The sequence below is a fragment of the Photobacterium nomapromontoriensis genome (assembly GCF_050336815.1).
GTDB lineage: Bacteria > Pseudomonadota > Gammaproteobacteria > Enterobacterales > Vibrionaceae > Photobacterium > Photobacterium nomapromontoriensis.
Genome location: NZ_JAKJSL010000023.1, coordinates 1 through 25,974 on the forward strand (window position 1 = coordinate 1; position 25,974 = coordinate 25,974).

Below are 25,974 nucleotides of genomic sequence, written 5' to 3' on the forward strand. Positions count from 1 at the left end.
ACAATTCCACCCTCAAGCACAGCATAGGTCTGACTGAGTATGGGGCTTTGCGCTATTTTGCACGCTTACCCACCTAGACTGCCGAATCAGGTTCACTTTCGTTGTGTACTGTTAACTTCCTATCGCTTCCTTCAGACCCTGCCGTTGGCCAGCAACGCCCTTGCGATTCGGATTATCTTCCCCTCAGTCGGGGTGATTCAGGTTTCTTGCAACCTGACGGGTTTGCCAGCTTCGCTGGGCAAACAAAAAAGCCGATTTTATTCATCATAAAATCGGCTTTAATGTCCACATTACTGTGTCGTATTATTTCGTCATATTGATCATTTCTGATGCCGCTAGCAAGAATGCCCCTGCACCATAATCAATGTTGTGTTCAAACTTCACATCCCTTGGATTAAACGCTGGCAGCTGTACCCAGCCAATCATGCCATCGTCATGGATACAGGTTTCCAGAGCAGCCCAGGCTTTTTCAACCACAGGCAAATACGTCACACGGTCAAGCACGCCATTGTTAATCCCCCAAGCTAGTCCATAACAGAACAGCGATGTGGCGCTGCTCTCTGGAGCTGGGAAACTCTCTGGATCGAGCAAACTGGTGCGCCAGAAACCATCGGCTTGCTGATATTTCACTATAACCGCAGCAAGAGCCGTAAACATATTGATATAGCGCTGTTTAGACGGGTAATCTGCTGGCATATAAGCCATTATGCGCGGGATAGAGGCCAATACCCAGCCGATACCACGACTCCAGAATATATTTTCACCGTTGGCTTCTTTCAGTTCACTGCCTTTACCATCTGGAATATAGCGATAATCGCGGAAGTACAACCCCGTCTCATGATCATATAAATGATCAACTGCATCCCACCATGCCGTATCCATATAATCAAGATACGCTTGATTGCCGGTCAGTGATGATAGGCCAACAAATGCAGGAGGAGCCATAAACAAGGAATCGCACCACCACCAATCTTCACGGCCAGGTTTTGGGTTATCAAGCATGATTGAAAATGCTTTTTCTGCGTATTCAACCGCTTCTGGTATATTAATCACAGGATAAAGCGGTAAGTAAGACTGAATACACACATGATCATCGGCAAAACGAGGCAATGGACCAGGGCGGAACCCTGTATTAAGCGAATAATCCATTAGACCAGATAAATAATCCGCATCATCAGTGGCCTGCCATGCAGCAGAAACCGATGTCCAAAATACACCGCGTTCCCAATCCGTTGCTTTCAAGAAACGTTTTTTACCGGTGCTGCGCGTGACATAACACGTTCGGTTAGCCACTTGCCACTGATAAACCTGTTTCATCAGTTCTTTAATTCGAATGTCATCCATTTTCATTGCCTTTATACGCAAGTTAATCTCTGTAATGAGGAATAACCATAACGTCATCATTAATCATTTAAATAATTGCCACGCGCGACATTAATGAACAAAAATACATGGTCACTTGATTGACATGACATTAATTATAAAATATAGGTAGCAACGACACGAAAATAACGATTAACTTAATCATGAGGGGGAACTCATTCATCGTGTCGCTGCTATACTTTTTATATTATCCTTAACCATAATCTAATGGCAAAATTGACTAAAAGACTACTGTTGAATATAAAATAATGATAAAAAGTTTTGTTACAAGGATATTTTACAGTTTACTTCCGATCATAAGTCGTCTTGATAAACAGGTTCAGCTGCTTCTAACTGAGCCAACTCTTTATCCATATCTTTGATCGACTGATGACCAATATCTGTCACAATATCAACTAACTCTGCCAGAGTCACACCATCGCGCTCAAAGCAAGCATTGGCAATCATCGGTAAGTTAGTACCCGCTATCACTTTAACGTCATTACGATTAAGCATGATAGACAATCCACGGTTACACGGTGAACCACCAGGGATGTCAGTTAAAATAAGTACTCCCTCTCCTTGATTAATTCTTTCAATAGAATCAATCATGTGGTTTTCAAGCTCTTCTGTCGTCATTGATGGAATGAAATCAATGAATTCAATTGCTTCTTGTTCACCGGTAATCGCTTCAACAGCAGAACGCATACCTGATGCAAAATTAATATGACCCGATACAATAATACCAATCATCTATTTCTTCTCTATAACAGTTTGTCAGATAACGATTATAAAATACCAACTAATCGACCAATAATACCTGCCGCCAACGTACTAAATATAAGCATACTTGGCGATTTACCTTTTTGTACTAAATAGAACATAAGGCCAACAAACGACAGCGGTAATAGATTTGGCATTACTTTGTCGAGTAAATCAGTTTGTACGGAAACTTGTGCCTCACCAGCGGTCAATACTAATGGCGTTGATATTCTGACAAAACTTGCCGTCATAGCCCCCAGCACCCCAAGACCGATAATGTTCGCAGAACGACCTAACTTTTCAGCTTGGGTTGATAACTTATCAAGTGCCGCAACACCTGATTTATAGCCGAAGAAAAGTAGCCAGAAATACACAAAGAAGTGATAAATCTGGTACAGCAAAAAGAACACAAAAGGACCCGCAATACTACCCTGAAGCGAAATAGCTGCACCAATACCTAAGGTCAAAGGCATCATGGTCATGTGGTCGATAGCATCACCGATACCACCCGTTGGCCCCATGGTTGCCGCTTTCACTGAGTTAATCGTTGATGGATTTTCTTTATTCTCTTCCATCGCAATACTTAACCCTAGAGGGAAAGTAAACAGCTTAGGGTGAGCATTATAAAATGCCATGTTATTTTTTAATGATTTTGCTAAATCAGCCGGATTTTTATGAATTTTCTTCAATGCTGGAATAATTGAAAAACAAAAACCACCAGCCTGCATACGTTCATAGTTAAAGTTACCTTCCATGAACAGACCACGGAAACCAATTTTCCATAGATCTCTCTTAGTAATAACTTTTCGTACTTCTTTATCCTGATAAGCGTCAACATTATCAACTAACACTTTATCGTCATGACCATGGATAAGGGGTTGGTCTAGTACATCAATATTAGAGCTCATCGTCAATCGCTTCCAGGTTAGATGAAGAAGAATTTCCGTCTGTATTTTTTGATTGCTGGAAGTAATCCAAAATGGCAATACATAGGAAAGCAATAGCAACAGCAATGATTGGCAACTTAAGATAAGTCGTCATCACAAAGCCTAAGAAAAAGTACGGCAATAACTTAACATTAAACATGGTACGCAGTAGCATTGCGAAACCAACTGCAGGCATCATTCGACCGGCAACAGCCATGCCATCAATAACATCTTGAGGTAAGTATTCCACAATGAAGTCAGCACCAGCGGTACCATAATAAACCGCCGAGAAACCAACCACACCAAATAGGAGTGCTCGTAGAGTCAGGCCGAGATACAGCATATTATCTATGCCTCTCGTATTTCCATGCTCTGCATACTCATCACATTTTTGCATTAGCGGTGCACATGAAGTAAACAGGAAAATAATGAGTGCCTGCATCGCCATTGCAAATGGAATAGCCATACCCAATGATGCGTCTGGTGAAATGCCTAATTTAATCGCAAATGCTGTACCAGCAATTGCACCAATATTTACATCTGGCGGCTGAGCCCCAGCATTAGGCACAAGACCTAACCATGCCAGCTCCATGGTTGCACCAGCAATCAGACCCGTCTCAAGATCACCAAGGATCAAGCCAATAACCGGACCGGTAATTAATGGGCGGTGAATATTTAATGCGACATCATATTTATCTATGCCGCAAAGCATGGCCCAAAGGCCAACAAGTAATGCTTCAAACATGACTAACTCCGGGTCTTAGGCTAGTTCGCCAACCACATCAAAAATAATTTGTTTTGTACTTTCTGGCATATGTTGGATAGTTGATGGAATACCCAGCTCACGCAATACTTCAAATGCTTTCATGTCTTTCAAATCAACACAAACATTGGTATCAACTTTGGTTTTTCCTGGGTGGTAATGCATATTACCAATATTCACTTCATCAATAGGTACACCACCTTTCGCCAGTGCCGCTACATCTGTTGGATTATTACAAAGCAGAAGAATTTTTCTTTCCGGCCCTGCTTTTGGAATATTCTGGATTGCCTGTTCAACCGTACGGAACAGCACATGGTATTCACCACCAGCGGCACCTTTAAAAGGCGCTTGTAAGACAGGGTTGCCTGCGACTTCGTCATTTGCGATTAAAATCGTATTCGCACCAGAATGCTTACCCCAGGTAATTCTAACTTGACCATGTAATAGGCGTTCATCAATTCGAGTTAATACAATATTAGCCATTTTAATCCTTATGGAACTTATTTTTAATATATAGATATCCGGACAAATACAAATCGTATTTATCTGAAAATTACTTTGATAAATCAATTGATTAATTTAACTCTTAATTCCCGTAGAATTAAATTAACACTCTTACCACTTTGTAAAAAGCGTATAGGAACATAGATACACTATATTTTTAAACTAGTGTATCTATTTTAATTTTAGATTGGTTTTTGAATAAATAATGAATATTAACACGTCAGGTCGGTGTGATTACTTTGACTAAATTAGTTTCAAAGTATTCAACTAAGTCACGTGCAATATCATGCTCTGTAATTAACACATCAGCAATATTCGTCTCACCAATCCAAAATATATCACTACTCGATAACTGCTCAGTGCTTGCAACTATGATTATCTCTTCCGATAAGCGACACAGTAACTTTGCAAGATCAGCCTCAAATTCTGTTTTAGCAAAAAAACCAAGTTTTTTATTAAAACCATCAATTTTAATTATTGCCTTATTAAATCGGTACCTCTTAACATTATCAATCACCTGTGAACCAGTAAACTTCATTGTCGACGGGTTCACAATGCCTCCTGGCATAATGATCTTTAAGTTGTCACGATGAACCATTTCACTCATTAACTGAATATCATTTGTCATCATCACTACTGGGTTGATCTCAGAAATAGTCTTCAGAGACTGTCGAATCATCTCATTGGCATCAATATAAACCGTATCACTGGGTTCAAGTAATGACATCAATACCTGCCCCATCGCATGAGAAGCTGGCGTAGTGTGCACTACTACCTCTTCCTCATCCTTAATCACCAATGATGTACGTTCTTTTCCAGGCTGCTCTACTGAATGCGTTTCCTCTGCAACTGGGGTTTTCTTCGCTTTTAAAAACTCCGTTAATGCGCCTTTATTCATAATGGCCACACCGTGTGAGCGGATGATAAAACCACCTTGCTCAAGAAAACGTAAATCAGCCCTTATGGTCGAACCAGAAACATTAAATAATCTCGACAATTCATCTACATGGGCCTTTCCATGCAAGCCAACAATATTGGCAATTTCCATTCTTCGTTCAATCGCACTCTTCATCCGATCCTCTCCAGAGGTCGCGATATCAACAAAATCAAACAAAACTTACCATTCATTGCCATTTGCTTTCATTTGTCGCTATCTTCTTTCTAAAAGTTAAATCAAGCAATTGCTTTTTACAGTAAGTATGACAAAACTCACAAATTTAACTGCGGGCATGACGGCTATAATACCTGCTTTAAGCAATAAGATCTTTATTATAACATTCCCCTTATTAGCAACATTGAAATAATTCTTTAAAATCAATGATATATTTATTATCGACTATTTTTATTCGTATTTATAACTGTTTTTTATATAACCATCTTCAATCATACGCATATCCTATCAGCGCAATACTATCTGTTGTTTATTTGTTAGACGAATAAAAATGTGATGGGTTTATCAATAACACCACACCGCTAATTGCACCGCTTGCCAATCGCTAACTGGTGATACATTATTCGCCAAATGAGCAAAGGTGACAAAAAATGAAAACAACTGAGCAGTTATTTTGCCATGAGCTGCCATTTGTTATCGAAATTTCGAGGAGTTCCCTCAGTTACGTTTTGATTAGAGAGTAGCCATGAAACAAAATGCTTATTTGTTAGCACTGTTAGGTGCATCTTTCACTCTAGCGTCTGGAGCCAGTTTCGCCAGAACGTGGGTAGAGGTCGGCACAGAGTATGACCAGTACTTTGACGAAACAGAAAGTGGAGCAACATACAATTACGAACGCCTTAATGCATACACACCTTATGTACGCTTCTCCCATTCACCAACCAGCAATCAATGGAATATTTGGGGACGAGCATTTACCAAAGTCTATCCCAATAAAGACCTATTCTCTGACGGTCAAATTAATGCACAAACCGATCGTCTAGAGCTGCACTATACCCAAATGATCCGTCGAGGTGCGTGGCGATATCGTCCCGGTATTGGCATTCGATATAACGGCTATGATATTGACCGCTATGAAGTTGAATATCGTCTGTACCCTCAAGTTGATTACTTTATTGATCAGCGCAATCAACTCTTTATGAGTGGCCATGGCTATATCGGTGACAGTAAAGGTAAGCGCATGAGCGACACGTCGGCTCAGCATTATGTGGATTGGGGCTATGAAGCCGAATTTGGCCTGCTTCATCGTTTCAGCGATGGTTCGGCAATCCGCCCACATATTTACACTGAATATGACAGTTATGAAAATAACTTTGATATTGATTATTGGCAACTTCGCCTTGTTTATTCGAAAAAAATTGGCCGAGCAACAATCAATCCCTTTATTCGTTATGGCTTAGGAAGAGAGATCACTGACCGCTCTCATCATGATGCCGAACGTTGGGGATTAAGTAGAGACAATAACTATTCCCGTGCAGGCGTTTACGGCAACGTTGGGATATCAGGAAAATGGAACGTGGTTTATGAAACGTATTATCAAATTGAAGATCAACATGGCACCTACGGTGAAGAACTGCCTGACCGTGACAAAGTCTTTGTGAAACTTGGTGTTCAACGCATTTTTTAATCGCAATTCATTTATCTCTTTTCTCTTGAGGGTACTGCTTTGAAATTTTCATCACTTTCAGCGCTGATTGCCGCGGCTTGCAGCTTAGGTCTATATACAGTGCCAGCGTCTGCATCGGTGCAAGACAATGTCGTGATCACGGCCACATCAATGTCAGAAGACGCATATTTTTCGTTATTACGCGACCGCTGGTCGAGCTATTTCTTGGGTGATCCTAATCTGGCGTTTGATGATCAACTCAATGCATCTATTGCCAATATCAATCAGCAAGCTAACCAATGGCTAGCATCGCTTACTTTATCTGAAAATGGCCTCTGGCAAGACATTCCGCTAGATGCTGAATCAAACGAAGGTAAACTGAAACTAGGAACGCAGTTATATGCCACATATCAGCGTCTATTTACGCTTGCCAGAGCCTACAAATTAAGTGGTGGTGAGCTCGAAGGCAATAAACAACTACTTGATACCTTAATTGATAGCCTCACTTTTTTACATGATCACTATTACCATGTGGGTACCGCGGAATGGGGTAACTGGTGGCACTGGCAATTAGGGATCAGCCGTGTTGTCAACAACACGCTTGTTGTTTTATATGACGATATCCCTTATGAGATCGTATTGAATTACAACAATGCGACACGTTATTTTGTGCCACGCCCAACGCACCTCAGCGAAGGCTATGGCGCGCCATATTCATCCACGCCTTTTATGTTTGAATCAACGGGCGGTAACCGTACCGATAACGCCCAGGTTGTATTAATCCGCGGTATTCTCGACAACAATGCTGAAGAGATAAATACCGCCATCGCGGCACTGTCGAGCATCATTCCTTATGTGGAAGACGGTGACGGTTTCTACCAAGACGGGTCATTTATTCAGCACCGTGATTTACCGTATAGCGGTACCTATGGCCAGGTAATGATTGAAGGCTTAGGTATGCTAATGGGGCTAGTGGCCAATACCCCTTGGCAAGCGAATGATCCTAACTTACAGAAAATCTATCCTTTATTGCTTGAGTCTTTTGCCCCATTACTCGTTGACGGCAAAATGATGGACATGGTCAATGGACGTGCAATTTCACGGATCTCAGGTCAGAACCAAAAAGTCGGTCAAGCGATGCTCAGCGCTATGTTGCTTTATGTACCGGGAGCACCCGCTGAATACAAGGCACAACTGACGGCCTTTATTCAGTCTCAGTTACAAAAGAGCATGCACGGCAGTGCCTTTGCGAATCCAAAAATCTTCAGCAGCTATCAACTGGCTCGTCAGCTGCTTGATAATCAAGCAATCGCCCCATTGCCTCCTCGTGTTATGCACAAGCAATTTGCTGAAATGGACCGTATTGTTCACCACCGCCCAAGCTGGACGTTCGGTATTGCAATGCATTCCGATCGCATCGGCAACTATGAGTGCATGAATGGTGAAAACTTGAAAGGCTGGCATACCGCTGATGGCATGACATATCTCTATAATCAACAAAATGACCATTACACTGGTTATTGGCCAGTCGTCGATGCCAATAAGCTGCCTGGCACCACATCGCTAATCACTGACAGAGAAAACTGCTCTGGCCAACTGTCAGCCCAGCGCGATGGCCGCCAAGGTAAGATGGACTGGACTGGCGGCAGCCAGCTTGATCAGTATGGTGCTGCTGGGATGCTATTTTATAACTGGAATCAGCAACTCAGTGCTAAGAAATCATGGTTTATGTTTGATGATGAAGTCATCGCATTAGGCGCTGATATCAAAAACAGCAGTCACCTTCCTGCAATCACCACACTGGAAAACCGCAAGATTTCTGCCGATACATCAGTGACAATTAACGGTATCACTTTAGCTGAAGCCGATGTATTCAATGATACGCTTAAGCAATTATCCATTCGCTACAATGAGAATGCGCTGCCGTTAAGCTACGTAATGCTGGATCAGCAGCCTGCCACGATCACCAAAACCTGCCGAACCGGCAACTGGTCTGATATCGGTCAGAATAAAGGGGAAATCGCAGGCTGTTTCATTGAAGCGACCCTTTCACATGCGGATACAAACAGTTACGCCTATGCCATGTTACCCAATGCCAGCTTTAATGCCGTCAATGCATTCAGTGAGCATCCGTCGGTAACCATTATTGCCAACACCGGCCAGGTACAGGCTGTCGAGCACACTCAGCTTGGAATTTATGCCGCCAATTTCTGGGATGATGCCAAAGCAGGCCTCGTCACAGCTGACGATCCGATGTCTATCATCATCCAAGAAAAAGAGGGACGACTACAGGTTGCGATCTCTGATCCGACCCGCAGTTGGTGGAAAACCAATTTTGCTATTGACGGCAAATACACCCTTGAAAATGATCCCCAGCAGCGTATCGAGCTAACCGATGAGCACCAAATCACAGCCGATTTATCCGGACTAAATGGCTCCAGCTATACATTTACGCTAAAGCCGATCGAGCAAGCTAATCATCAACATAAAGAATAAGACACCAACCTCTGTTGAAGCTGATTAATAAAAACGGGAAGCGACTCTGATCGTCATGATGGTCGCTCACCGTTTTCTCTTGTCGAATAATAAAATTAAGAAAGGTATTATAATGAAGTATCTACACTGCCTGCTATCTGCAAGCCTTACGCTTGTGCTCGTAGGGTGCGGCAATAGCTCCGATGATCGCCCGACGGCTCCCCCAACACTGCCTGAACCGCCTCCAACCGGTCATCAGCCAGATCTCACCGCCTACAGCAATATTGCAACGTTAGACCTTAAAGCACTGGCTGGATTAAGCGGCGCCCAGTTGATTGATGGTATGACAGATCAGCTCAATGCAACATTGAATAAATCGAAAGCGGGTAGCCAACAATTTACCCTTTCGCCACGCTGGGGAAGCAGTGATCAAACGTGGGATACCGATAACCTCCGTGTCATTGAAATTGATGGCCAGTTTGCCCTTGAAACCCGTTTAGATGCTCAGGCTGTTGGCAAGCCATCATCCTCAAATCAAGTCGCTAATGGTTTTAGTTTTCTTATCACACTACCTAACGGATTAGTGCAAGAGGCTACACTAAGCTATCAGGTTAACTTATCAAAACAAATTGGCTATGGTGATACGACTAAATCGCCGGATTATATCTTCTTTCCTGGATTTACTAGCGGTGATCCTGCGGTATTAAATAAACCCAGCGATCCAGGTACGGGCTTTACCTATAAATACTCGACGGATCGCTACGGGTATTTAAACACGCGATTTACCGATCCAACCGATAAGACATTTTATAACCAGCAGCTAAAATTCCATGATAAAGGCATCAAAATGACGGCCAATAAGTGGAACCTGATCCAACAAAAACTGACTACCAATACGTTTAATGGCTCGGTGGCAAGCAGTAACGGTGCACTCGACACCTTGTATAATACTTCCAGCGTAAGCACGGCTGCAGGTACCCCCTCTGATCGCGTTTTGATTGATACAACGCATCAATATAACCTACAAGCACTGGTTGAAGTTTACCGACATTACAAACATGGCAGCGATGCTGAGACGGCACTCGGCGAGCAAGTTATTCGCCTGAAAGATCTCACCCTTGCATGGAATAACGAATCTGTCGTATTACCTGTCGCCCCAGAAGAGGATCAGCCCGATCTCACGGACTACCCCAATGTTACCCAACTAAACCTTGAATCACTTCATGGTTTGAATGGCCCTGACCTCTTCCAAGGCATTGAAGATCAGTTAAATGCAAGCCTGCCGCCATCAACACCTAGCGACAAGCACTTCACCGTAACCCCACAATGGGGAACAGGCAGTGGCAACTGGGATATCAACAACCTGGAAGTTGTAGAAAATAACGGCCAATATATTCTTCAGACCACCATTGCAGCAGAATCTGTCGGCCAACCGTCAAATAAAAACCCAATTACAAATGGTTTTAGTTTCTTGATTGAACTACCAAATGGTTTAGTCAAAGAAGCAACGCTTGCTTATCAATTCAAACTATCAACACCGATTGGTTACGGCGATCCGGCGAAAACACCTGACTACTTGTTCATGCCGGGCTTTACCAGTGGTAACCCGTTGGTTGAAAACAGTGCCAGTCCGCTTGGTAGTGGGTTTACCTACAAGTACACAACGGACCGCTACAGCAAATTCAATACCCGGTTTATGGACGTCACAGACAATGCATTTTTTAACCAAGAACTGCAAAAAGAAGGAACGGGGATACGCATTACCGCCAACAACTGGAATCTAGTCCAGCAAAAATTAATCACGAATGACTTTATTGGATCAGTGGCCACCAACGATGGCTCATTACAATCACTCTATAATAAAGCCCACCTTCAGCCAAAAGTCGGTGACGTGATAAACCGTACTCAAATTGATAATCAACACGCTTATCAGCTTTCAGCACTGATTGAAGTTTACCGCCACTTTAAGCACAGTGTTGATGCAGAAGCCGATTTGAAAGAGCAGATCATCCAGTTTAAAAACATTACCTTGGCGTGGAAAAACGACGAAGTCACCTTGCCGGAACCAAGTATCCCAGTCACACCAAACGCATGCAGCAATGCTGGATTTACAGATTCTCGTCTGCTTGATCTGTCCGCGTTATCCGATCTAACCGGCCAAGCGCTACTTGATGGTATCGGTGATCAACTGGGCGGACTGGCGCCGGGTACCATTGCGTTTGATTTTGGTATAGACAGCATTGCGGTAGTGGCCGATGGTGAAGACTTCGCACTGGAAGTCACTTACGGTGCAGGCCTTACGGGTCATGGTGTAGCAGAAAACGGCATGGGCTTCCAAATTCCATTTCCTGTCAAAACAAATCAAATCGTAAGAGGGGCATGTTTTGCCTATGATTTGCATATCGCCAAAGATATCGCGACAAGCGCGAATAATGATTATATTTTTATCCCAGGCATCCGTTTAAATAATGGCAGTGAGCTATTATCTGACCACCGCTATTCAACCAATAAATATAAGCGTTTTGCGGCTAAATTTACCAATCCGCCACACAAAGATTTAGGCTGGCTAGATTACAGTGGTAATGGTTATGTGAATGCCAATAAGTGGTATCAGTTAAAACAAACTCTTAACTTTAATGATGCGGGTCGTGGTTTTATCGACTTTACCTTTGATGGAAATACGTATTTCAAACCAATTTCAGGTAAATTTGATGGCATCGCATTTGAAAAGGTTGAACATCAGTTAGTCAAAGAAAGCGACGTTAACAATGTGGGTTTCTCAGCCAACTTCGATACCTATCGTCATGAATCTGGGGGCAAAAATACACAAATATTCAAATACAAAAATATTGCAATCGGATGGAATAGCAAATAACAAGCAATAACAGTAAAAGATAATAACAATAAAAACCTCTGTTTATCCCAGAGGTTTTTTTATGCTATGAATAAGCGATTTAAATATACTCACTCTGGTGCATAAACGATATATAATGACATTGGGCTAATCCCTATTGTTCTACCCTCGCCATATCGGATACATATACCCAAGTGACCTCAAGATGCAGGATTCAGCGTAAGCTCAGCACGTTCTATTCAAGAAAGATATGCGAAGGAATGGCTCAACGCCATTTCAATATGGTTTAGATGGCAGGAATTTATAAGATGATAGTTAACATATAAATTGTGTTGGATATATTTTATCTTTCAGTTTTTTCTTATATCCTTCCAATGATTTCTCTAACAATTTTTTATGCATTTTCTCTCTCAAACTATCTAAATTACTTTTCTTCATTTAATAGTACTCACAGATTAAAACATACATTTATATATTAGTAATTTAACAAAAAAATGCAAGAATAAAAACATCTCACCTATCACATTATAACCAAGTGACCAGAAGATCAGGATTAAAACTGAGTTCAGTTTGAATAATTAACGGAAAATAAGCAAGTAAAGGGTACTCCCTTCCGAGTTTATTTAACGCTGAATGATAAAAAATAAAAAACCTCAATGTTATCAACCATTATAGGTGATAAAAAAGAGGCTTGTATTATTAATAAATAGATATACTAACAGGAATACTATTTAATAAACTTACATGAACCAAATGTACCAGGGTTGTGGAAATTAGGTTTTGCTGTCTGTGGGTCAACCCACGTCATCCAACCCATATCCAGCTTGCCATCTTGTAATGGTGTAAATTCAGCACGCATTAGCGCACACAGCAATTCAGTCTTGTCTGCATCTTGCCATAACCCCAGCTGATTCAAGGTGTTCAGTGGTAACTCACCTTCTACAATGTATCCATTATCAGTCAGGCTTGCTTTGGTGACCAAACCCGGCCATTGCCAGTTGCTGTCAAGTGACGCTCGCTTTTTAGCAACCGTATCATAAGCTGCCTTGCCGCTGAATACGCGTGCTTTAGGATCAATTTCCATCGTGTAATAGCTAGATAATACTTTGTCTTTCGCTAAGAAAATCTCAACACGGTCTGAATCCAAAATAGCACGCTCAGGATCAGTACCAATGGCTAATTGCTGATCTTCCACACGATAGCGGAAATACATCGCGTCATTATCCCAAAGGGCTTTAAACTCAGTAGCCGGTGCCATCACGGTACGCCATGGGAATGTGAATTGCGTTAATGTTTCAGCATTGGCCCAAGCGGCATCATCCCCTTTCCCATCAATGACAGGAGCTTGTTTCGTAAATTGTACGCGATATTCTGGTTGCACATCGTCAGCAACCGCCTGCCCTGCAACGACGCTACCCAATAATAATGCCGATAATCCCAACAGCTTTTTCATTATTTTATCCTTACTTATATTTAAATAAAAAAGCTGACCTTATTTTTAAATAAAATCAGCTTTTATTTTTCACGTTATACGCTTTACCTTATTTCACTAAGGTGGCAACTTCAGTGGCCGCTAGCAAAAATGCGCCGGCGCCATAGTCAATATTGTGTTCAAACTTAACGTCTCTTGGGTTGAACGCAGGTAGCTGTACCCACCCAATCATACCGTTCTCATGTACACAGGTTTCCAGCGCTGCCCATGCTTTCTCAACCACAGGCAGGTAGGTATCACGATCAAGAAGATCGTTATTGATCCCCCATGTTAAGCCATAGCAGAACAACGCAGTTGCGCTGCTTTCTGGTGCAGGGAAACTCTCTGGATCCAGTAAACTGGTACGCCAAAATCCATCCGCTTGTTGATACTTAATCACTTCTGCAGCCAGCGCAGTAAACAAATCAATATAAGGCTGACGTGCTTCAAAATTGTCAGGAAGACGGGCCAAAATACGCGGACATGCTGCTAGCATCCAGCCTAGACCGCGAGACCAGAATACTTTCTCGCCATTTGCCTCACGGAACTCGCTACCGCCCTCACCGAACTCATCCCGATATTTCTGACCAAGCTCAGTAGGCATATAACGGTAGTCACGGTAATACAAGCCTGTCTCAGGATCGTACAGGTGATCAATGGCATCCCAAAACGCCGTATGCATGTAGTCAACATACTTACTATCACCCGTTACTTTTGACAGCGCGGCAAATGCAGGTGGTGCCATAAACAGGGAATCAACCCACCACCAGTCACGGTGACCCGGTTTCGGTTCATTCACCATGATATCAAACGCTTTGATTGTCGCTTCTAACGCTTCTGGGGTATTCACGACAGGATACACATCCAAGTAAGCTTGAGCACAAACATGGTCATCAGCAAAGCGTGGGAATGCGCCCGTTCTAAAGCCAGTGTGTAAGGTATAGTTCATTACACCGTCTAGGTATTCTTGATCATCAGTCGCTGTCCAAGCAGCAGACACACAAGACCAAAATACACCACGTTCCCAATCAGTATCTTTGATAAAACGGGTTGCACCACTGCGGCGGATCACACTGCGAGTTTGATTGGCGGCCTGATAGCGATAAACTCGCTTCATCAATGTTAATACGTCTTGCTGTGTTGTCGTCATCATCATGTTTATCCTTTGGCGCTACCGTGAATAACGCACTTATTCATGCTTAATGTCTAAGTTACCTGTCATGCCTATGTTGAACTTGGTACGACAGGTAATGTCTTGAGGGGAGTGGATTATTTCAGATCTGCCATGGCGACATGATCCATGTCGTGGAAAGTTTGGTTTTCCCCGACCATGCTCCAAATGAAGGTATATGCTGCCGTACCGACACCTGAGTGAATTGACCAGCTAGGGCTGATCACTGCCTGCTCATTGCGTAACACAATGTGACGTGTTTCCTGAGGTTCACCCATGTAATGGAAAACAATATTGTCATCTTTCATGTTGAAGTACAGATACACTTCCATACGACGTTCATGAGTGTGACATGGCATCGTATTCCACAGACTGCCCGGCGCAAGCTCTGTTAGGCCCATCGATAACTGACACGTTGGTAGTACAGACGGATGTAAGTATTTATTGATTGTACGAACGTTGCAGTTTTCCTGATTACCGATCGTTTCAGGTGATGCATCTTCACGGGTGATCTTACGGGTTGGGTAAGTCATGTGCGCAGGTGCACTGTTCACATAAAAGCGAGCAGGCTTATCTGCAGACACGCTTTCAAAGTTGACTTCTTTAGCCCCTTTACCAACATACAGTGCTTCACGCGTGCCAATTTCAAAGGTTTCACCATCAACAATGATCAAACCTGGCTCACCAATATTAATGACCCCCAGCTCACGACGCTCCAGAAAGTAATCAACACCCAACTCTTTGCCGCCCACAAGTGTTAGCGCTTCTGTCGTTGGAACGGCGCCACCCACAATGATACGGTCAATGTGGCTATACGTTAGGTTGATTTGACCAGCTTGAAACATACCTTCAATCAGAAATTGCTCACGCAGCCCGGCGGTATCTAACTGCTTTGCATGTGCGCTATGAATAGGTTGACGAATTTCCATGATAAAACCTCTTAATACTTAAATGGTCAGGCACACAGTGTCGAGTTAAGCTCGGAATGCCCACTGCCCTTTAATTAACGTGCCTTGTACCTGTAATTCTTTATCCATGATAGTGAAGCTTGCTTCCATCCCTGTAGCAATCGCCCCAAGACGGTGTTCAAGTCCCAAATATTTTGCAGGAACCTGTGATGCCATCTGTACGGCATCCCAAACCGGAACCTTGACCAGATTGACCATATTACGTACGGCCTGATCTAAACTGCAGGTACTACCGGCCAATGAACCACAAGGACTACGGGCTTCACCATGGGTAACCGTTATGGTCTGTGCCCCTAGAATGTAGTCGCCATCACTCAGGCCACCTGCTCGCATGCAATCGGTAATTAAGGCAATGCCCTGATACCCTTTCATGCGGTAAGCCAGTTGCATCATGACCGGATTAACATGAACCCCATCGGCAATCAGCTCTGCCAGCATGTCGTGGTACAGTACCGCACCGCAGCAACCCGGTTCACGGTGATGAAGTCCGCGCATCCCATTAAATAAATGCACGCCACAATCCGCACCGCGTTCATACGCTTCAGTGACCTGATCAAACGTGGAATCTGTATGGGCAACCGACGTTTTAATGTTATGCTCAGATAACCAACTAATCGCGGCCATTGCACCATCAGCTTCTGGTGCCAGCGCAGCGCGAATTAACGACGAACCTGCGACGGCTTTCATTTGCTCAAGTTCAGCAATCTCTGGCGCTTTTAATAATGCAGGAGGATGAGAGCCTCGAAAAGGTTCGGTGAAATATGGCCCTTCCAAGAAACTACCCAGCAATTGAGCACCCTGCGTCTGAGGATGCTGCGTAAACTGGTTAACACTTTCTAATGCATTGATGATGTCATCCCAAGGTGCGGTAACGGTTGTTCCCACCCACGCCACAACACCCGTTTGTGGCAACGCATCAGAAATTGACTGTAACGCCTGCTCAGTAGCATCCATGACATCAAAGCCATTACGACCATGAATATGGATATCAATGAAGCCTGGCATAATAGATTGCCCTGCAAGGTGGATAATTTCACAATCGGATGGGATTTGACGAGTCACCTCGACAATCATGCCGTTATCAACAACGACAGCAGTCTCGGTTTGAATACCTTCAGGTGTAAATACCTGATCCGCAAGCAAGGCATAACGCATAATTATAATCCGTCTTCACATTCTAGTTCAGGTTCTGGCGCCATCATGGCTTCCAACTCTTTACGCATGTCTTTCAGGCATGAACTACCAATTTCTAACAGCGTTTCAACCAGTTCTTTTAGCTCACTGCCATCACGCTCAAATGCAGCATTGGCAATCATTGGCAGGTTAACACCAGCCAGAAGCTCAACATTGTCTGTATCCATCAAGATTGACATCACACGGTTACACGGAGAACCACCTGGAATATCAGTCAGGAACAGAACGCCGTCACCGGTATCAACCTGCTTGGCTGCGTCACGCAGTGCCACTTCTAATTCATCCGTTGACATCGATTCAACAAAGTCAATAAACGCCATTTGCTCTTGCTCGCCCGCAATGGCTTTAACTGCTGAACCCATGCCTGTTGCAAAATTGATGTGGCCTGAAACTACAATACCGATCATTTAAAAAATCCTTACAGATAAGGGGGAGTCACCTCCCCCTTGAATACAAAACGTCTAACTTAAAGAAGGCCGATGGCGTGACCAACAACACCGGCAGCCAGTGTTGAGAAGATAAGTACTGGTGGCTTAGCCCAGAAACCCGTTCCCTTAACCATCTTGAACATGAAGAACACTAAGCACAGCGGCAGAATGTTTGGCATGATCTTGTCAAACAGCGCACTCTGGAGTTCAACGACCTTACCGCCGAGCTCCACCGAGGCCGTGGTCTGTATCTTGATAAAGCTCGCGGAAAGCGCGCCGATAACAAAGATACCCATGATATTGGCAGCTTTAGCCAACTTCTCAGTCGCATCGCTCATGTTAACCATGGCAGCCGTACCGGCCTTATAGCCCATGAACATCAAACCGAAGTACACAGCAAAGTGAACAATCTGGTATAGGAAGAAGAACACGAACGGACCAGCAATCGAGCCTTCCATTGCAATCGATGCACCCAAGGCTAGCGTTAGCGGCATCAGGGTCATGTGGTCGATAGCATCACCGATACCACCTGTTGGACCCATACCTGCAACTTTCATAACGTTAACTGTTGAAGGCTTCTCTTTGTTCTCTTCCATTGCAATGGCAGTACCTAGCAAGAAAGTGAACAACTTTGGACTCGCATTGAAAAATTGAAGATGGTTCTTCAAAGATTTAGCAAAGTCACGTTTATTATTACCATGGATCTTCTTCAGTGCCGGGATGATGGAATAAGCGAAACCACCAGCCTGCATACGTTCGAAGTTAAAGTTACCTTCCATGAACAGACCACGAATCGAACAAATCCAAAGGTCTCTTTTCGTGATTACTTTACGTGGTGTGGTATCTTCATAAGCATCAATACCATCAACCAGATTTTCTGTAACCTTTGCGTTTTTATCGGCTAGAGTGCCTGCAGTGATATCAGATGCCATCTTCAAATTCCTCGACTTGATTGTTGTTCGATCCGTTGTTGTTGCCGCTGAAGAAATAGTACAGTGCTGCAATTGAGGCACCGATTACAGCAACAGCCATAATTGGAAGCTTCAGATACGTTGTCATTACGAAGCCGATGAAGAACACACCCGCCACTTCTTTAGACCACATAATTTTCAACAGCATTGCAAAACCGATTGCAGGAACCATCTTCGCGCCGATACCAAGACCTGTCAGTAGTACCTTTGGTGCGTTTTCATCAATCCAAGTTGCAGCATGCTCACCAAAGTAAACCGTGATAAAGGCAACAACCGAGTACAACAGTGCACGAAGCGAAATGGTAGTAATCAGTAATCGGTCAATACCTGCAGAGTCTGCTTGTTCTGCAAAACGGTCTGCCTTGCCCATTGTGAATGACGTTACAGCGAAGAAACCAATAACTAGCATCTGCATCAAAACGGCGATTGGCATACCTACGCCCATTGCAACTTCTGCTGATTGACCTGTCATTACAGCGAAAGCAACTGCAGCAATAGTTCCTAGCGTTACATCTGGCGGCTGAGCACCTGCGTTAGGCACTAGACCTAACCAAGCCAATTCCAGTGTCGCACCAGCGATCAAACCAATTTGCATATCACCCATAATTAAGCCAACAACAGGGCCAGTTATAAGTGGACGGTGGATGTTCAACGCGACATCGTATTTATCGATACCACAGAAGAACGCCCATATTGCGACGAGCGTAGCTTCAAAAAACATGATTTATTCCTTATTTAAATCTCTGTTTATACTAAGTTTATTTCGCCATTAGGCTGGTTGTTTCGCCAGTTCAAGCACGTTGATTGGTGACTGATCTGGAGTATTTTGAATCGTACATGTCACACCACGAGCAACCATGCGCTCAAAAGCATCAATATCTGTTTCATTCACAGACACAGTTTTTGCGATTTGGCGCTTACCTTCATGGAAGTGCATGTTGCCAACGTTACAATGAGTAATCGGCACGCCACCTTCAACAAGACGAGCAACGTCTGTTGGGTTGTTACAAAGGATAAAAACTTTCTGCTTCGGCGATGCTTTGTGAATCACATCAATTGTTTTTTGAATAGAGAAAAAACGAACCGCATATTCACCACCAGCTGAAGCTTTCATACCCGCTTGCATGAATGCAGCATTTGGCCCTTCTGCAGCATCATCATTAGCAACAAGAATAAGATTAGCTTCGGTGTGTTTACCCCAAGTAATACGAATTTGACCATGTAAAAGACGTTCGTCAATACGCGTCCAGACAATGTTTGGTGACGTCATAGTAATTAACCCTGTTAAATTTAAAATGTTATTAAAATAATTCGTGAATTGTTACGCCTTGCACCACTCGATTCACTTCCCCTGTTGGACATGGGTTGTCAGGTGTATTACCCAACTCTAATGAGTGATGGAAAGAATAAATTTGAGCAACAATTAAATACGGGAATATAAGTTCAACATCGCTGGCTGAATCCATACCATCAATATGAATAAACTCTCCATCAGTTACAACATCATCAAGTTTAGCTGCTACCGCTAATACTTGACTTGCCTTTTTATCTCGGCGTAATTCGCTTAATAAATCCAAATCATACTTACGTGTATAAGGATTATTAGAGATATAAACAACAACTAATGTTTCATCATCAACAATTGATTTTGGCCCATGTCTGAAACCCAGTGGCGAATCAAATGCAGCCACCACCTTGCCCGCAGTTAGCTCTAACAGCTTAAGTGCTGATTCTTGAGCCAAGCCTTGGAGACATCCGCTTCCCAAATAGATAACTCGTTTTGCATTCTTTGAGGCTATTATACGGATTGGTGAATTAATTTCTTTGATCAACGCCTCAGAATGCTTACAAATACTTTCAATTTCTTTCGAGTTGTCTTTATCGAAGGTTAGTACCGAAAAGGCAGCCATCATCATTGATGAAAAGCTAGAGGTCATCGCAAACGATTTATCGTTTGTTTCTTCTGGCATCAAAATGGCGAGAGAACGCTCGTCATTGCAGCAACGATGGTACAATTCACCTTCATTATTACAGGTTAGGACCAGATGGTAACATTCACTCAAAACCTGATTTGCAAGGTCGACAGCAGCAACACTTTCAGGGCTGTTGCCTGAACGAGCAAATGAAACCAGTAATGTTGGGATATCTTCAGCAAAATACTGCTCAGGATTAGAGACGATATCCGTTGAAGCGATAGCTTCGACACGGCGTGACAGCACTTTTGATAGTGCAGGTGCTAATGCGCGACCTGCAAATGCTGATGTACCAGCACCCGTCAAAACAATGCGTAAATCATTTTTCGCAAACAGTGGCGATAGGAAATCACGGCTTGTAGACTGACATTCAGTCACAATCGATAATGTTTTTCTCCAGCAATCTGGTTGCTGTTGAATTTCTTTCGCTGTCCAAAAAGCTTTTAAGCTTTCAAGATCTTTAATCTCAAGACCTAAATAATTCATTACAAAATCCTATCTTATTTAAACTGACAAGCAGTGGAATAAATGCGAAGTACTTGTTGTACTTTATTGATGACAAAATCTTTTGGTGAATTTTCGATTTCACCACTTCTTAATGCATGAAACTGTTCAGGTAAATACTGACTAATTAAAGGAAGAGGCATACTCTCTTGAGACAAATTGCTGAATAATTTATCTTGAGCCTGCTGAATAGTTTTATCTGGCCAGTAATACCGAATGCGATCACTAAAACTATAACAGCGCGCAAAACGTTGTTGATTCGCATCACCATGATAATATTTTTTCCAGAAATCTGGTGCTGTGCACATGGTATCTTCAATGTGCTCACGCAAATTCGAACAATGTGCTTTTGGAATCATTTGTTCTTCGATTTCACATAGATTAAACAGCGCTTCTCGCATAGCAAAAGTCAAAGCTGGGCCCACTTTTAAAATAGAGAAGTGATCACGAACCAATGCTTTATACGCTTTTTCTGCCTGATAATCAGTGGAGTGTGCTTCAAAAACCATATGCTCATAATCATCAACCACACGGCTTAGGTCTTGAGCTTTTTCTGGGCAGTAATCAATTACCCCAGTATGGTCAAACTCAACACCAGGCTGAACCACTAAACCCACTACGCGATTCCAGCAACTCATAACGCCAGCTTGTTCGAAAGCTTCAAGGTGGCATTGAATGGTTTTTTTCGCCGCGTCAGGTGAAGTCACTTCAACACCTTCTAATTCCTCGGCAGCACCACCCGGTACCGGTACTTCAGTACCGATAACATAAACCACATCACTGGTACCAAATGTGTTAATTGCCGTATCTTCTGCAACACGCGCCAATCGAGCGGCACGCTCTGCCACGACGTCATCTTGTAGAGGAACAGGGTCACCAGCACATGACATGCTGCAATCGAGGTGTATTTTTTTAAATCCTGCCGCAACATAAGCAGCAATTAAGGTATCTGATTTATCCATCGCTTCTGCAGCAGGAAGATCCTGCCAACGGTTTGGACCTAGATGATCACCACCTAAAATCAAGCGATCTGAAGGAAAATCGAGTTGTTCTGCAAGACCAAGGACAAAATCACGAAAATCAACCGGTGTCATACCGGTATAACCACCGTACTGGTCGACTTGATTGGAGGTTGCTTCAATGAGCAACGGAGAATTATCTTGCTTGGCTTGACGAATCGCGGCTTCAATCACAAAAGGATGCGCCGAACAGACAGAATAAATACCATTATTCTCGCCAGCTTTGTGACGTTTTACGATATCAAGAAGGGTGTTCATGTACTAACTCCACAATCAACATTTGATATGCGGCTATGGAGTTAACACATGATCATGTACAACGATTTAGTCTGCCTTTTCGACAATAACCACATTCACTTTCATGTCATGCAAGCCTTGCAAGTACTCTTCTGGGATACCAGAATCAGTCACAAGCGTATCAATATGACCAAACTCGCGAATCATATAGCAGCTGCGTTTGCCAAATTTGCTGGAGTCAGCAATGGCAACGACATGTTCAGAAATATCACACATTAAGCGGTTAAGACTGGCTTCCTGCTCGTTGTGTGTTGTAATTCCTGACCTGAGGTCAAATCCGTCCACGCCCAAGAACACTTTATCAAAACGGTAATTTTTCAACCCGTTCTCGGCCTGTGAACCCGAAAAAGACAGTGCATTCTTCCGAAGTACACCACCGGTCATCAATACCTCTATTCCTGGCTTTGATGACAACTCCATAGCCACATCCAGACCATTGGTCATTACCACTACATCGTCAACATTTGCCATGCTTGAGGCTATTTCACGTGTAGTCGTTCCCGAATCCAGAATGACTGTGTCACCATCTTTAATCAGTTCAGCAGCAGCTTGTCCAAGCACGCTTTTTAAGCCTGCGTTGTGTCGACGCTTTTCATGAACTGTTAACTCAGCAATAACACCCGTATTTGGAATCGCGGCACCGTGCGAACGCACAACATAACCATTCTTTTCCAAAAAACTGAGGTCACTGCGAATAGTGACACTGGAGACACTAAATCTCGAAGCTAGGTCCTCGACACGGGCTTTACCATCTTGGTTAACCACGTTGACAATTTCCATTCGCCTTTCGACAGCACTTTTCATTATTTAGTCTCCTGATGAAACCAAGCTTACGTTTGGTTTCGAGTTAAGCTTACAATCAAAAACAAAAGGCACAACAGAGAGAATCAAAACTTGCGATCTCTTTCACATACTTTCGTTAGGTAGGGGGTAAATTTACATATACTTTCGAATATTTGCTTTATCTTGACAATGAAAGGCCAATAATCATCAAGCTTGTAGCAAATCACCTAATAAAAGAATTTATCGTAAATCAACCAACAAAGCAAAACGAAAACAGTTTCACTTTGAAAGTATATGACAGACTTAACTTTCTTTTGTGATCTATACCCTAGCAACATTGCTTTCGATAATTTACGATATCACCAATACAAACGATAAAACGTAAACAAAAGAAACAATTTTAATTTCTTTTACGACATATATCACAGATTGCTATGCAAACAATGGCACATTTTAAGGAGACCTTTCATGTCTTTATCACGCCGTGACCTTTTAAAAGGTATTGCTGTCACAGGTGCGGTCGCTGTTACTCCAGCTTGCAGCTCATTCAGTCGTGTAATACCGTCTGATGAACCTAAAGCCGCGACAAAACAGCCTAACTTATTAATCATTTTCCCGGATGAGTTTCGTACTCAATCATTAGGGTTTATGAACCAAGACCCATCATTAACCCCTCACCTCAATAAGTTTGCGAAGCAGAGTGTTGTGTTGGATCAGGCTGTCTCTAACTTCCCGCTTTGTACCCCGTTTAGAGGCATGCTCATGACTGGGCAATACCCATATCGAAACGGGATCCAAGGTAACAGCCATACGGCAATGCCGGGGAATTTCGGTGGTAAAGACTTTGGGATCGAGCTGAAAAAAAACACGCTGACATGGTCTGATATCATGAAACAGCAGGGCTATAGCATGGGCTACATTGGCAAGTGGCACCTTGATGCCCCTGAAGCGCCTTTCGTACCAAGTTATAACAACCCAATGGAAGGCCGTTACTGGAATGACTGGACAGCCCCTGACCGTCGTCATGGCTTTGACTTCTGGTACTCTTACGGCACCTATGATCTGCACATGAACCCTATTTACTGGACCAATGATACGCCGCGGGATAAACCGCTGCAGATTAATCAGTGGAGCCCGGAGCATGAAGCCGATATCGCAATCAAATACCTGCGCAATGAAAACGGCCAGTACCGCGACAGTGACAAGCCATTTACACTCGTTGTTTCGATGAACCCGCCACACTCGCCGTATGATCAGGTACCGCAGAAATACCTTGATCGCTTCAGTGGCGAAACATCAGAGTCACTCAACATTCGTCCGAATGTGAATTGGGATAAAGACTACCAAGAAGGGTATGGTCCAAAGTACTTTAAAGAGTACATGGCGATGATCAACGGCGTTGATGAGCAGTTTGGCCGTATTGTTGACGAGCTTGATCGCCTGAATTTAGCTGAAGATACCTTGGTTGTTTTCTTCTCGGATCACGGTTGCTGTCTGGGTTCAAATGGCAACCCAACCAAAAACGTACACTATGACGAATCAATGCGGATCCCGATGATGTTCCGCTGGCCGGGCAAACTGTCACCACGCCAAGATAACCTGTTGTTCTCCGCGCCTGACATCTTCCCGACCATGTTTGGCTTGATGGGCATGGAAGAGAATATTCCTGATACCGTCGAAGGCAGTAACTTTGCTAAAACGCTACACGGTGAAGCAGGTGACATTCGTCCAACCTCTCAGCTATATACATTCTTCCCATACGGTGCGCAATCATATGGTCGCCGCGGGATCCGAACTGATCGCTACACCCTGATGGTTGATCGCAAAATAGGTAAACCACTCACCTATGTATTGCATGATAACCAAGTCGACCCGTATCAAATGTCCAATATCGCCGAAGGTAATGAAGCCCTTATCCATAAGCTGATTGAAGAAGAGCTTATGCCATGGCTAGAACATACTGGCGATCCATGGCGCCCTGCAGAAGTGCCTTCCAGCGTCCTGAACGGCTTTACTTAATTCTTACGCTCTCAACACTGGTTGGGAGCGTATTTTTTATCATTCGAACGTAAACATTAGAGAGAACATCATGAATAAACTTACACTGGTTGCAATGGTTACTGCGCTGGGTATCAGTCTTCCTGCTGCAGCCATTGGTGATCCTGAAAAACTACTGGCCGATCACGGCACACTGCTATATAGCGATGACTTCAGCCAAGGCATGACACAGTGGGTAGTGGAAAAAACAGACGCTTCTACAGTAGAAGTCAAACAAGAAGCCCTTGATATTGATGACGGTGCCGGTGTGACTGTCTGGTTCAAGCATGATATTCAAACGCCATCAGTCATTGAATTTGAAGGCACGGTCGTCGTTAAAGGCGGTCCTAACGATCGCGGTACCGATCTCAACTTCTTCTGGATGGCCCAAGAGCCAGGCAGTACTGACTTTTTCGCCAAGTCAGAATGGCGTGGGGGCGATATGCGTAAGTATGATCCAATGCGTCTTTACTATGTCGGTTACGGCGCTAACGACAACTCAACCACACGTTTTCGTCGCTACCCAGGTGATGGCTCTCGCCCACTACTGCCTGAATACGATGTGACTGCAAAGCAATTCATGAATATTCCCAACCAACCGACTAACATCAAAATTATTAACCTTGATGATCAAGTCTTGGTCTACAGTAACAACAACAAACTGTATGAAATTAACGACAAAGAGTTATTCAAGTCGGGTAAGTTTGGTTTCCGTACCTGGAAGAGCCACTTGGCCGTTGATAATTTTAAAGTTTACTCGCTTGATATGTAATACAACTTTTACTTTGCATAAACGTTAAGACATAAAGACTCTCTTTTATCACACTCAAGTATTTAACGTTTTGCAAGAACAGCGGCAGCATTGTCTGCCGCTTTTTCACCCCTATCCCCACACCATCAAACACCATACTTCTCACTTTCACTGGCTTCAGGCTTCAGGCTTCAGGCTTCAGG

General features: G+C 43.3%; 22 protein-coding genes. 5 read left to right on the forward strand and 17 right to left on the reverse strand.

Annotated features, from left to right (window positions below; translation table 11 throughout):
- Positions 1–303 precede the first annotated feature (303 nt).
- From L4D12_RS08760 to L4D12_RS08785, 6 genes are all read right to left on the reverse strand, one after another.
- Positions 304–1,344, reverse strand: a complete 1,041-nt coding sequence (locus tag L4D12_RS08760; RefSeq protein ID WP_428447450.1) for a glycoside hydrolase family 88/105 protein — start codon at positions 1,342–1,344, stop codon at positions 304–306.
- A 333-nt stretch (positions 1,345–1,677) separates the two neighbouring features.
- A complete protein-coding gene (gene agaF, locus L4D12_RS08765; protein ID WP_428447451.1) occupies positions 1,678–2,115 on the reverse strand; it encodes a PTS galactosamine/N-acetylgalactosamine transporter subunit IIA in 438 nt (145 codons plus the stop codon).
- 35 nt (positions 2,116–2,150) lie between these two features.
- Positions 2,151–3,032 carry a PTS system mannose/fructose/sorbose family transporter subunit IID gene (locus L4D12_RS08770; protein WP_428447452.1) on the reverse strand — a complete coding sequence of 294 codons (882 nt, stop codon included), beginning with the start codon at positions 3,030–3,032 and terminating at the stop codon, positions 2,151–2,153.
- Positions 3,022–3,795 carry a PTS N-acetylgalactosamine transporter subunit IIC gene (gene agaW / locus L4D12_RS08775; RefSeq protein WP_428447453.1) on the reverse strand — a complete coding sequence of 258 codons (774 nt, stop codon included), beginning with the start codon at positions 3,793–3,795 and terminating at the stop codon, positions 3,022–3,024. Before agaW (L4D12_RS08775) ends, L4D12_RS08770 begins: the two co-directional genes overlap by 11 nt.
- A gap of 15 nt (positions 3,796–3,810) precedes the next feature.
- Positions 3,811–4,296 (reverse strand): PTS sugar transporter subunit IIB, encoded by a 486-nt coding sequence (locus L4D12_RS08780; RefSeq protein ID WP_428447454.1) that lies wholly within the window; start codon positions 4,294–4,296, stop codon positions 3,811–3,813.
- A gap of 241 nt (positions 4,297–4,537) precedes the next feature.
- Entirely contained in the window at positions 4,538–5,389 is an 852-nt protein-coding gene (locus tag L4D12_RS08785) for a DeoR/GlpR family DNA-binding transcription regulator (RefSeq protein WP_428447455.1), read from the reverse strand.
- Between the two features lie 565 nt (positions 5,390–5,954).
- Here L4D12_RS08785 and L4D12_RS08790 point away from each other — a divergent pair.
- The 3 genes from L4D12_RS08790 (at position 5,955) to L4D12_RS08800 (ending at position 12,225) form a co-directional block, all read left to right on the forward strand.
- A complete protein-coding gene (locus tag L4D12_RS08790) occupies positions 5,955–6,896 on the forward strand; it encodes a hypothetical protein (protein WP_428447456.1) in 942 nt (313 codons plus the stop codon).
- A gap of 39 nt (positions 6,897–6,935) precedes the next feature.
- Positions 6,936–9,371 (forward strand): polysaccharide lyase 8 family protein, encoded by a 2,436-nt coding sequence (locus tag L4D12_RS08795; RefSeq protein WP_428447457.1) that lies wholly within the window; start codon positions 6,936–6,938, stop codon positions 9,369–9,371.
- A 112-nt stretch (positions 9,372–9,483) separates the two neighbouring features.
- Positions 9,484–12,225, forward strand: coding sequence for a hypothetical protein (locus L4D12_RS08800; RefSeq protein WP_428447458.1), 2,742 nt, complete (start codon positions 9,484–9,486; stop codon positions 12,223–12,225).
- Positions 12,226–12,931: 706 nt separating this feature from the next.
- Here L4D12_RS08800 and L4D12_RS08805 read toward each other — a convergent pair.
- The 11 genes from L4D12_RS08805 to agaR all read right to left on the reverse strand — a co-directional run bounded on the left by L4D12_RS08805 (position 12,932) and on the right by agaR (position 23,004).
- Entirely contained in the window at positions 12,932–13,657 is a 726-nt protein-coding gene (locus L4D12_RS08805) for a carbohydrate-binding family 9-like protein (protein WP_428447459.1), read from the reverse strand.
- Between the two features lie 88 nt (positions 13,658–13,745).
- On the reverse strand, positions 13,746–14,828 hold the full coding sequence (locus L4D12_RS08810) for a glycoside hydrolase family 88/105 protein (protein ID WP_428447562.1): 1,083 nt from the start codon (positions 14,826–14,828) through the stop codon (positions 13,746–13,748).
- Between the two features lie 116 nt (positions 14,829–14,944).
- Positions 14,945–15,775 carry a 5-dehydro-4-deoxy-D-glucuronate isomerase gene (gene kduI / locus L4D12_RS08815; protein WP_428447460.1) on the reverse strand — a complete coding sequence of 277 codons (831 nt, stop codon included), beginning with the start codon at positions 15,773–15,775 and terminating at the stop codon, positions 14,945–14,947.
- A gap of 45 nt (positions 15,776–15,820) precedes the next feature.
- Positions 15,821–16,969, reverse strand: a complete 1,149-nt coding sequence (nagA, locus tag L4D12_RS08820) for an N-acetylglucosamine-6-phosphate deacetylase (RefSeq protein ID WP_428447461.1) — start codon at positions 16,967–16,969, stop codon at positions 15,821–15,823.
- Positions 16,970–16,971: 2 nt separating this feature from the next.
- Complete coding sequence (gene agaF / locus L4D12_RS08825) at positions 16,972–17,415, reverse strand: PTS galactosamine/N-acetylgalactosamine transporter subunit IIA (RefSeq protein WP_428447462.1); 444 nt, start codon at positions 17,413–17,415, stop codon at positions 16,972–16,974.
- Positions 17,416–17,474: 59 nt separating this feature from the next.
- Positions 17,475–18,368: a PTS system mannose/fructose/sorbose family transporter subunit IID gene (locus tag L4D12_RS08830; RefSeq protein WP_428447463.1), complete on the reverse strand. Its 894-nt coding sequence runs from the start codon at positions 18,366–18,368 to the stop codon at positions 17,475–17,477.
- Positions 18,358–19,128 carry a PTS N-acetylgalactosamine transporter subunit IIC gene (gene agaW, locus L4D12_RS08835; RefSeq protein WP_428447464.1) on the reverse strand — a complete coding sequence of 257 codons (771 nt, stop codon included), beginning with the start codon at positions 19,126–19,128 and terminating at the stop codon, positions 18,358–18,360. Before agaW (L4D12_RS08835) ends, L4D12_RS08830 begins: the two co-directional genes overlap by 11 nt.
- Before the next feature lie 48 nt (positions 19,129–19,176).
- A complete protein-coding gene (gene agaV / locus L4D12_RS08840; protein WP_428447465.1) occupies positions 19,177–19,677 on the reverse strand; it encodes a PTS N-acetylgalactosamine transporter subunit IIB in 501 nt (166 codons plus the stop codon).
- A 31-nt stretch (positions 19,678–19,708) separates the two neighbouring features.
- A complete protein-coding gene (locus L4D12_RS08845; RefSeq protein WP_428447466.1) occupies positions 19,709–20,866 on the reverse strand; it encodes an SIS domain-containing protein in 1,158 nt (385 codons plus the stop codon).
- A 14-nt stretch (positions 20,867–20,880) separates the two neighbouring features.
- Positions 20,881–22,161: a tagatose-bisphosphate aldolase subunit KbaZ gene (gene kbaZ / locus L4D12_RS08850; RefSeq protein WP_428447467.1), complete on the reverse strand. Its 1,281-nt coding sequence runs from the start codon at positions 22,159–22,161 to the stop codon at positions 20,881–20,883.
- A 66-nt stretch (positions 22,162–22,227) separates the two neighbouring features.
- Entirely contained in the window at positions 22,228–23,004 is a 777-nt protein-coding gene (agaR, locus tag L4D12_RS08855; RefSeq protein ID WP_428447468.1) for a transcriptional repressor AgaR, read from the reverse strand.
- Between the two features lie 447 nt (positions 23,005–23,451).
- On the opposite strand from agaR, the gene L4D12_RS08860 reads away from it, so the two are divergent.
- Complete coding sequence (locus tag L4D12_RS08860) at positions 23,452–25,002, forward strand: sulfatase-like hydrolase/transferase (protein ID WP_428447469.1); 1,551 nt, start codon at positions 23,452–23,454, stop codon at positions 25,000–25,002.
- Between the two features lie 70 nt (positions 25,003–25,072).
- Positions 25,073–25,792: a DUF6250 domain-containing protein gene (locus tag L4D12_RS08865; RefSeq protein WP_428447470.1), complete on the forward strand. Its 720-nt coding sequence runs from the start codon at positions 25,073–25,075 to the stop codon at positions 25,790–25,792.
- The last annotated feature ends 182 nt before the right edge of the window (positions 25,793–25,974 follow it).

Bases quoted from the DNA above. Each gene is read 5' to 3' on its own strand.
- agaW (WP_428447464.1), bottom strand. From the start codon at position 19,128: ATGTTTTTTGAAGCTACGCTCGTCGCAATATGGGCGTTCTTCTGTGGT.
- L4D12_RS08865 (WP_428447470.1), top strand. From the start codon at position 25,073: ATGAATAAACTTACACTGGTTGCAATGGTTACTGCGCTGGGTATCAGT.
- agaW (WP_428447453.1), bottom strand. From the start codon at position 3,795: ATGTTTGAAGCATTACTTGTTGGCCTTTGGGCCATGCTTTGCGGCATA.
- agaV (WP_428447465.1), bottom strand. From the start codon at position 19,677: ATGACGTCACCAAACATTGTCTGGACGCGTATTGACGAACGTCTTTTA.
- L4D12_RS08790 (WP_428447456.1), top strand. From the start codon at position 5,955: ATGAAACAAAATGCTTATTTGTTAGCACTGTTAGGTGCATCTTTCACT.
- L4D12_RS08780 (WP_428447454.1), bottom strand. From the start codon at position 4,296: ATGGCTAATATTGTATTAACTCGAATTGATGAACGCCTATTACATGGT.
- agaF (WP_428447462.1), bottom strand. From the start codon at position 17,415: ATGATCGGTATTGTAGTTTCAGGCCACATCAATTTTGCAACAGGCATG.
- L4D12_RS08860 (WP_428447469.1), top strand. From the start codon at position 23,452: ATGTCTTTATCACGCCGTGACCTTTTAAAAGGTATTGCTGTCACAGGT.
- kduI (WP_428447460.1), bottom strand. From the start codon at position 15,775: ATGGAAATTCGTCAACCTATTCATAGCGCACATGCAAAGCAGTTAGAT.
- L4D12_RS08845 (WP_428447466.1), bottom strand. From the start codon at position 20,866: ATGAATTATTTAGGTCTTGAGATTAAAGATCTTGAAAGCTTAAAAGCT.
- agaF (WP_428447451.1), bottom strand. From the start codon at position 2,115: ATGATTGGTATTATTGTATCGGGTCATATTAATTTTGCATCAGGTATG.
- L4D12_RS08805 (WP_428447459.1), bottom strand. From the start codon at position 13,657: ATGAAAAAGCTGTTGGGATTATCGGCATTATTATTGGGTAGCGTCGTT.
- L4D12_RS08810 (WP_428447562.1), bottom strand. From the start codon at position 14,828: ATGATGACGACAACACAGCAAGACGTATTAACATTGATGAAGCGAGTT.
- L4D12_RS08830 (WP_428447463.1), bottom strand. From the start codon at position 18,368: ATGGCATCTGATATCACTGCAGGCACTCTAGCCGATAAAAACGCAAAG.
- agaR (WP_428447468.1), bottom strand. From the start codon at position 23,004: ATGAAAAGTGCTGTCGAAAGGCGAATGGAAATTGTCAACGTGGTTAAC.
- L4D12_RS08770 (WP_428447452.1), bottom strand. From the start codon at position 3,032: ATGAGCTCTAATATTGATGTACTAGACCAACCCCTTATCCATGGTCAT.
- L4D12_RS08760 (WP_428447450.1), bottom strand. From the start codon at position 1,344: ATGGATGACATTCGAATTAAAGAACTGATGAAACAGGTTTATCAGTGG.
- kbaZ (WP_428447467.1), bottom strand. From the start codon at position 22,161: ATGAACACCCTTCTTGATATCGTAAAACGTCACAAAGCTGGCGAGAAT.
- L4D12_RS08785 (WP_428447455.1), bottom strand. From the start codon at position 5,389: ATGAAGAGTGCGATTGAACGAAGAATGGAAATTGCCAATATTGTTGGC.
- nagA (WP_428447461.1), bottom strand. From the start codon at position 16,969: ATGCGTTATGCCTTGCTTGCGGATCAGGTATTTACACCTGAAGGTATT.
- L4D12_RS08800 (WP_428447458.1), top strand. From the start codon at position 9,484: ATGAAGTATCTACACTGCCTGCTATCTGCAAGCCTTACGCTTGTGCTC.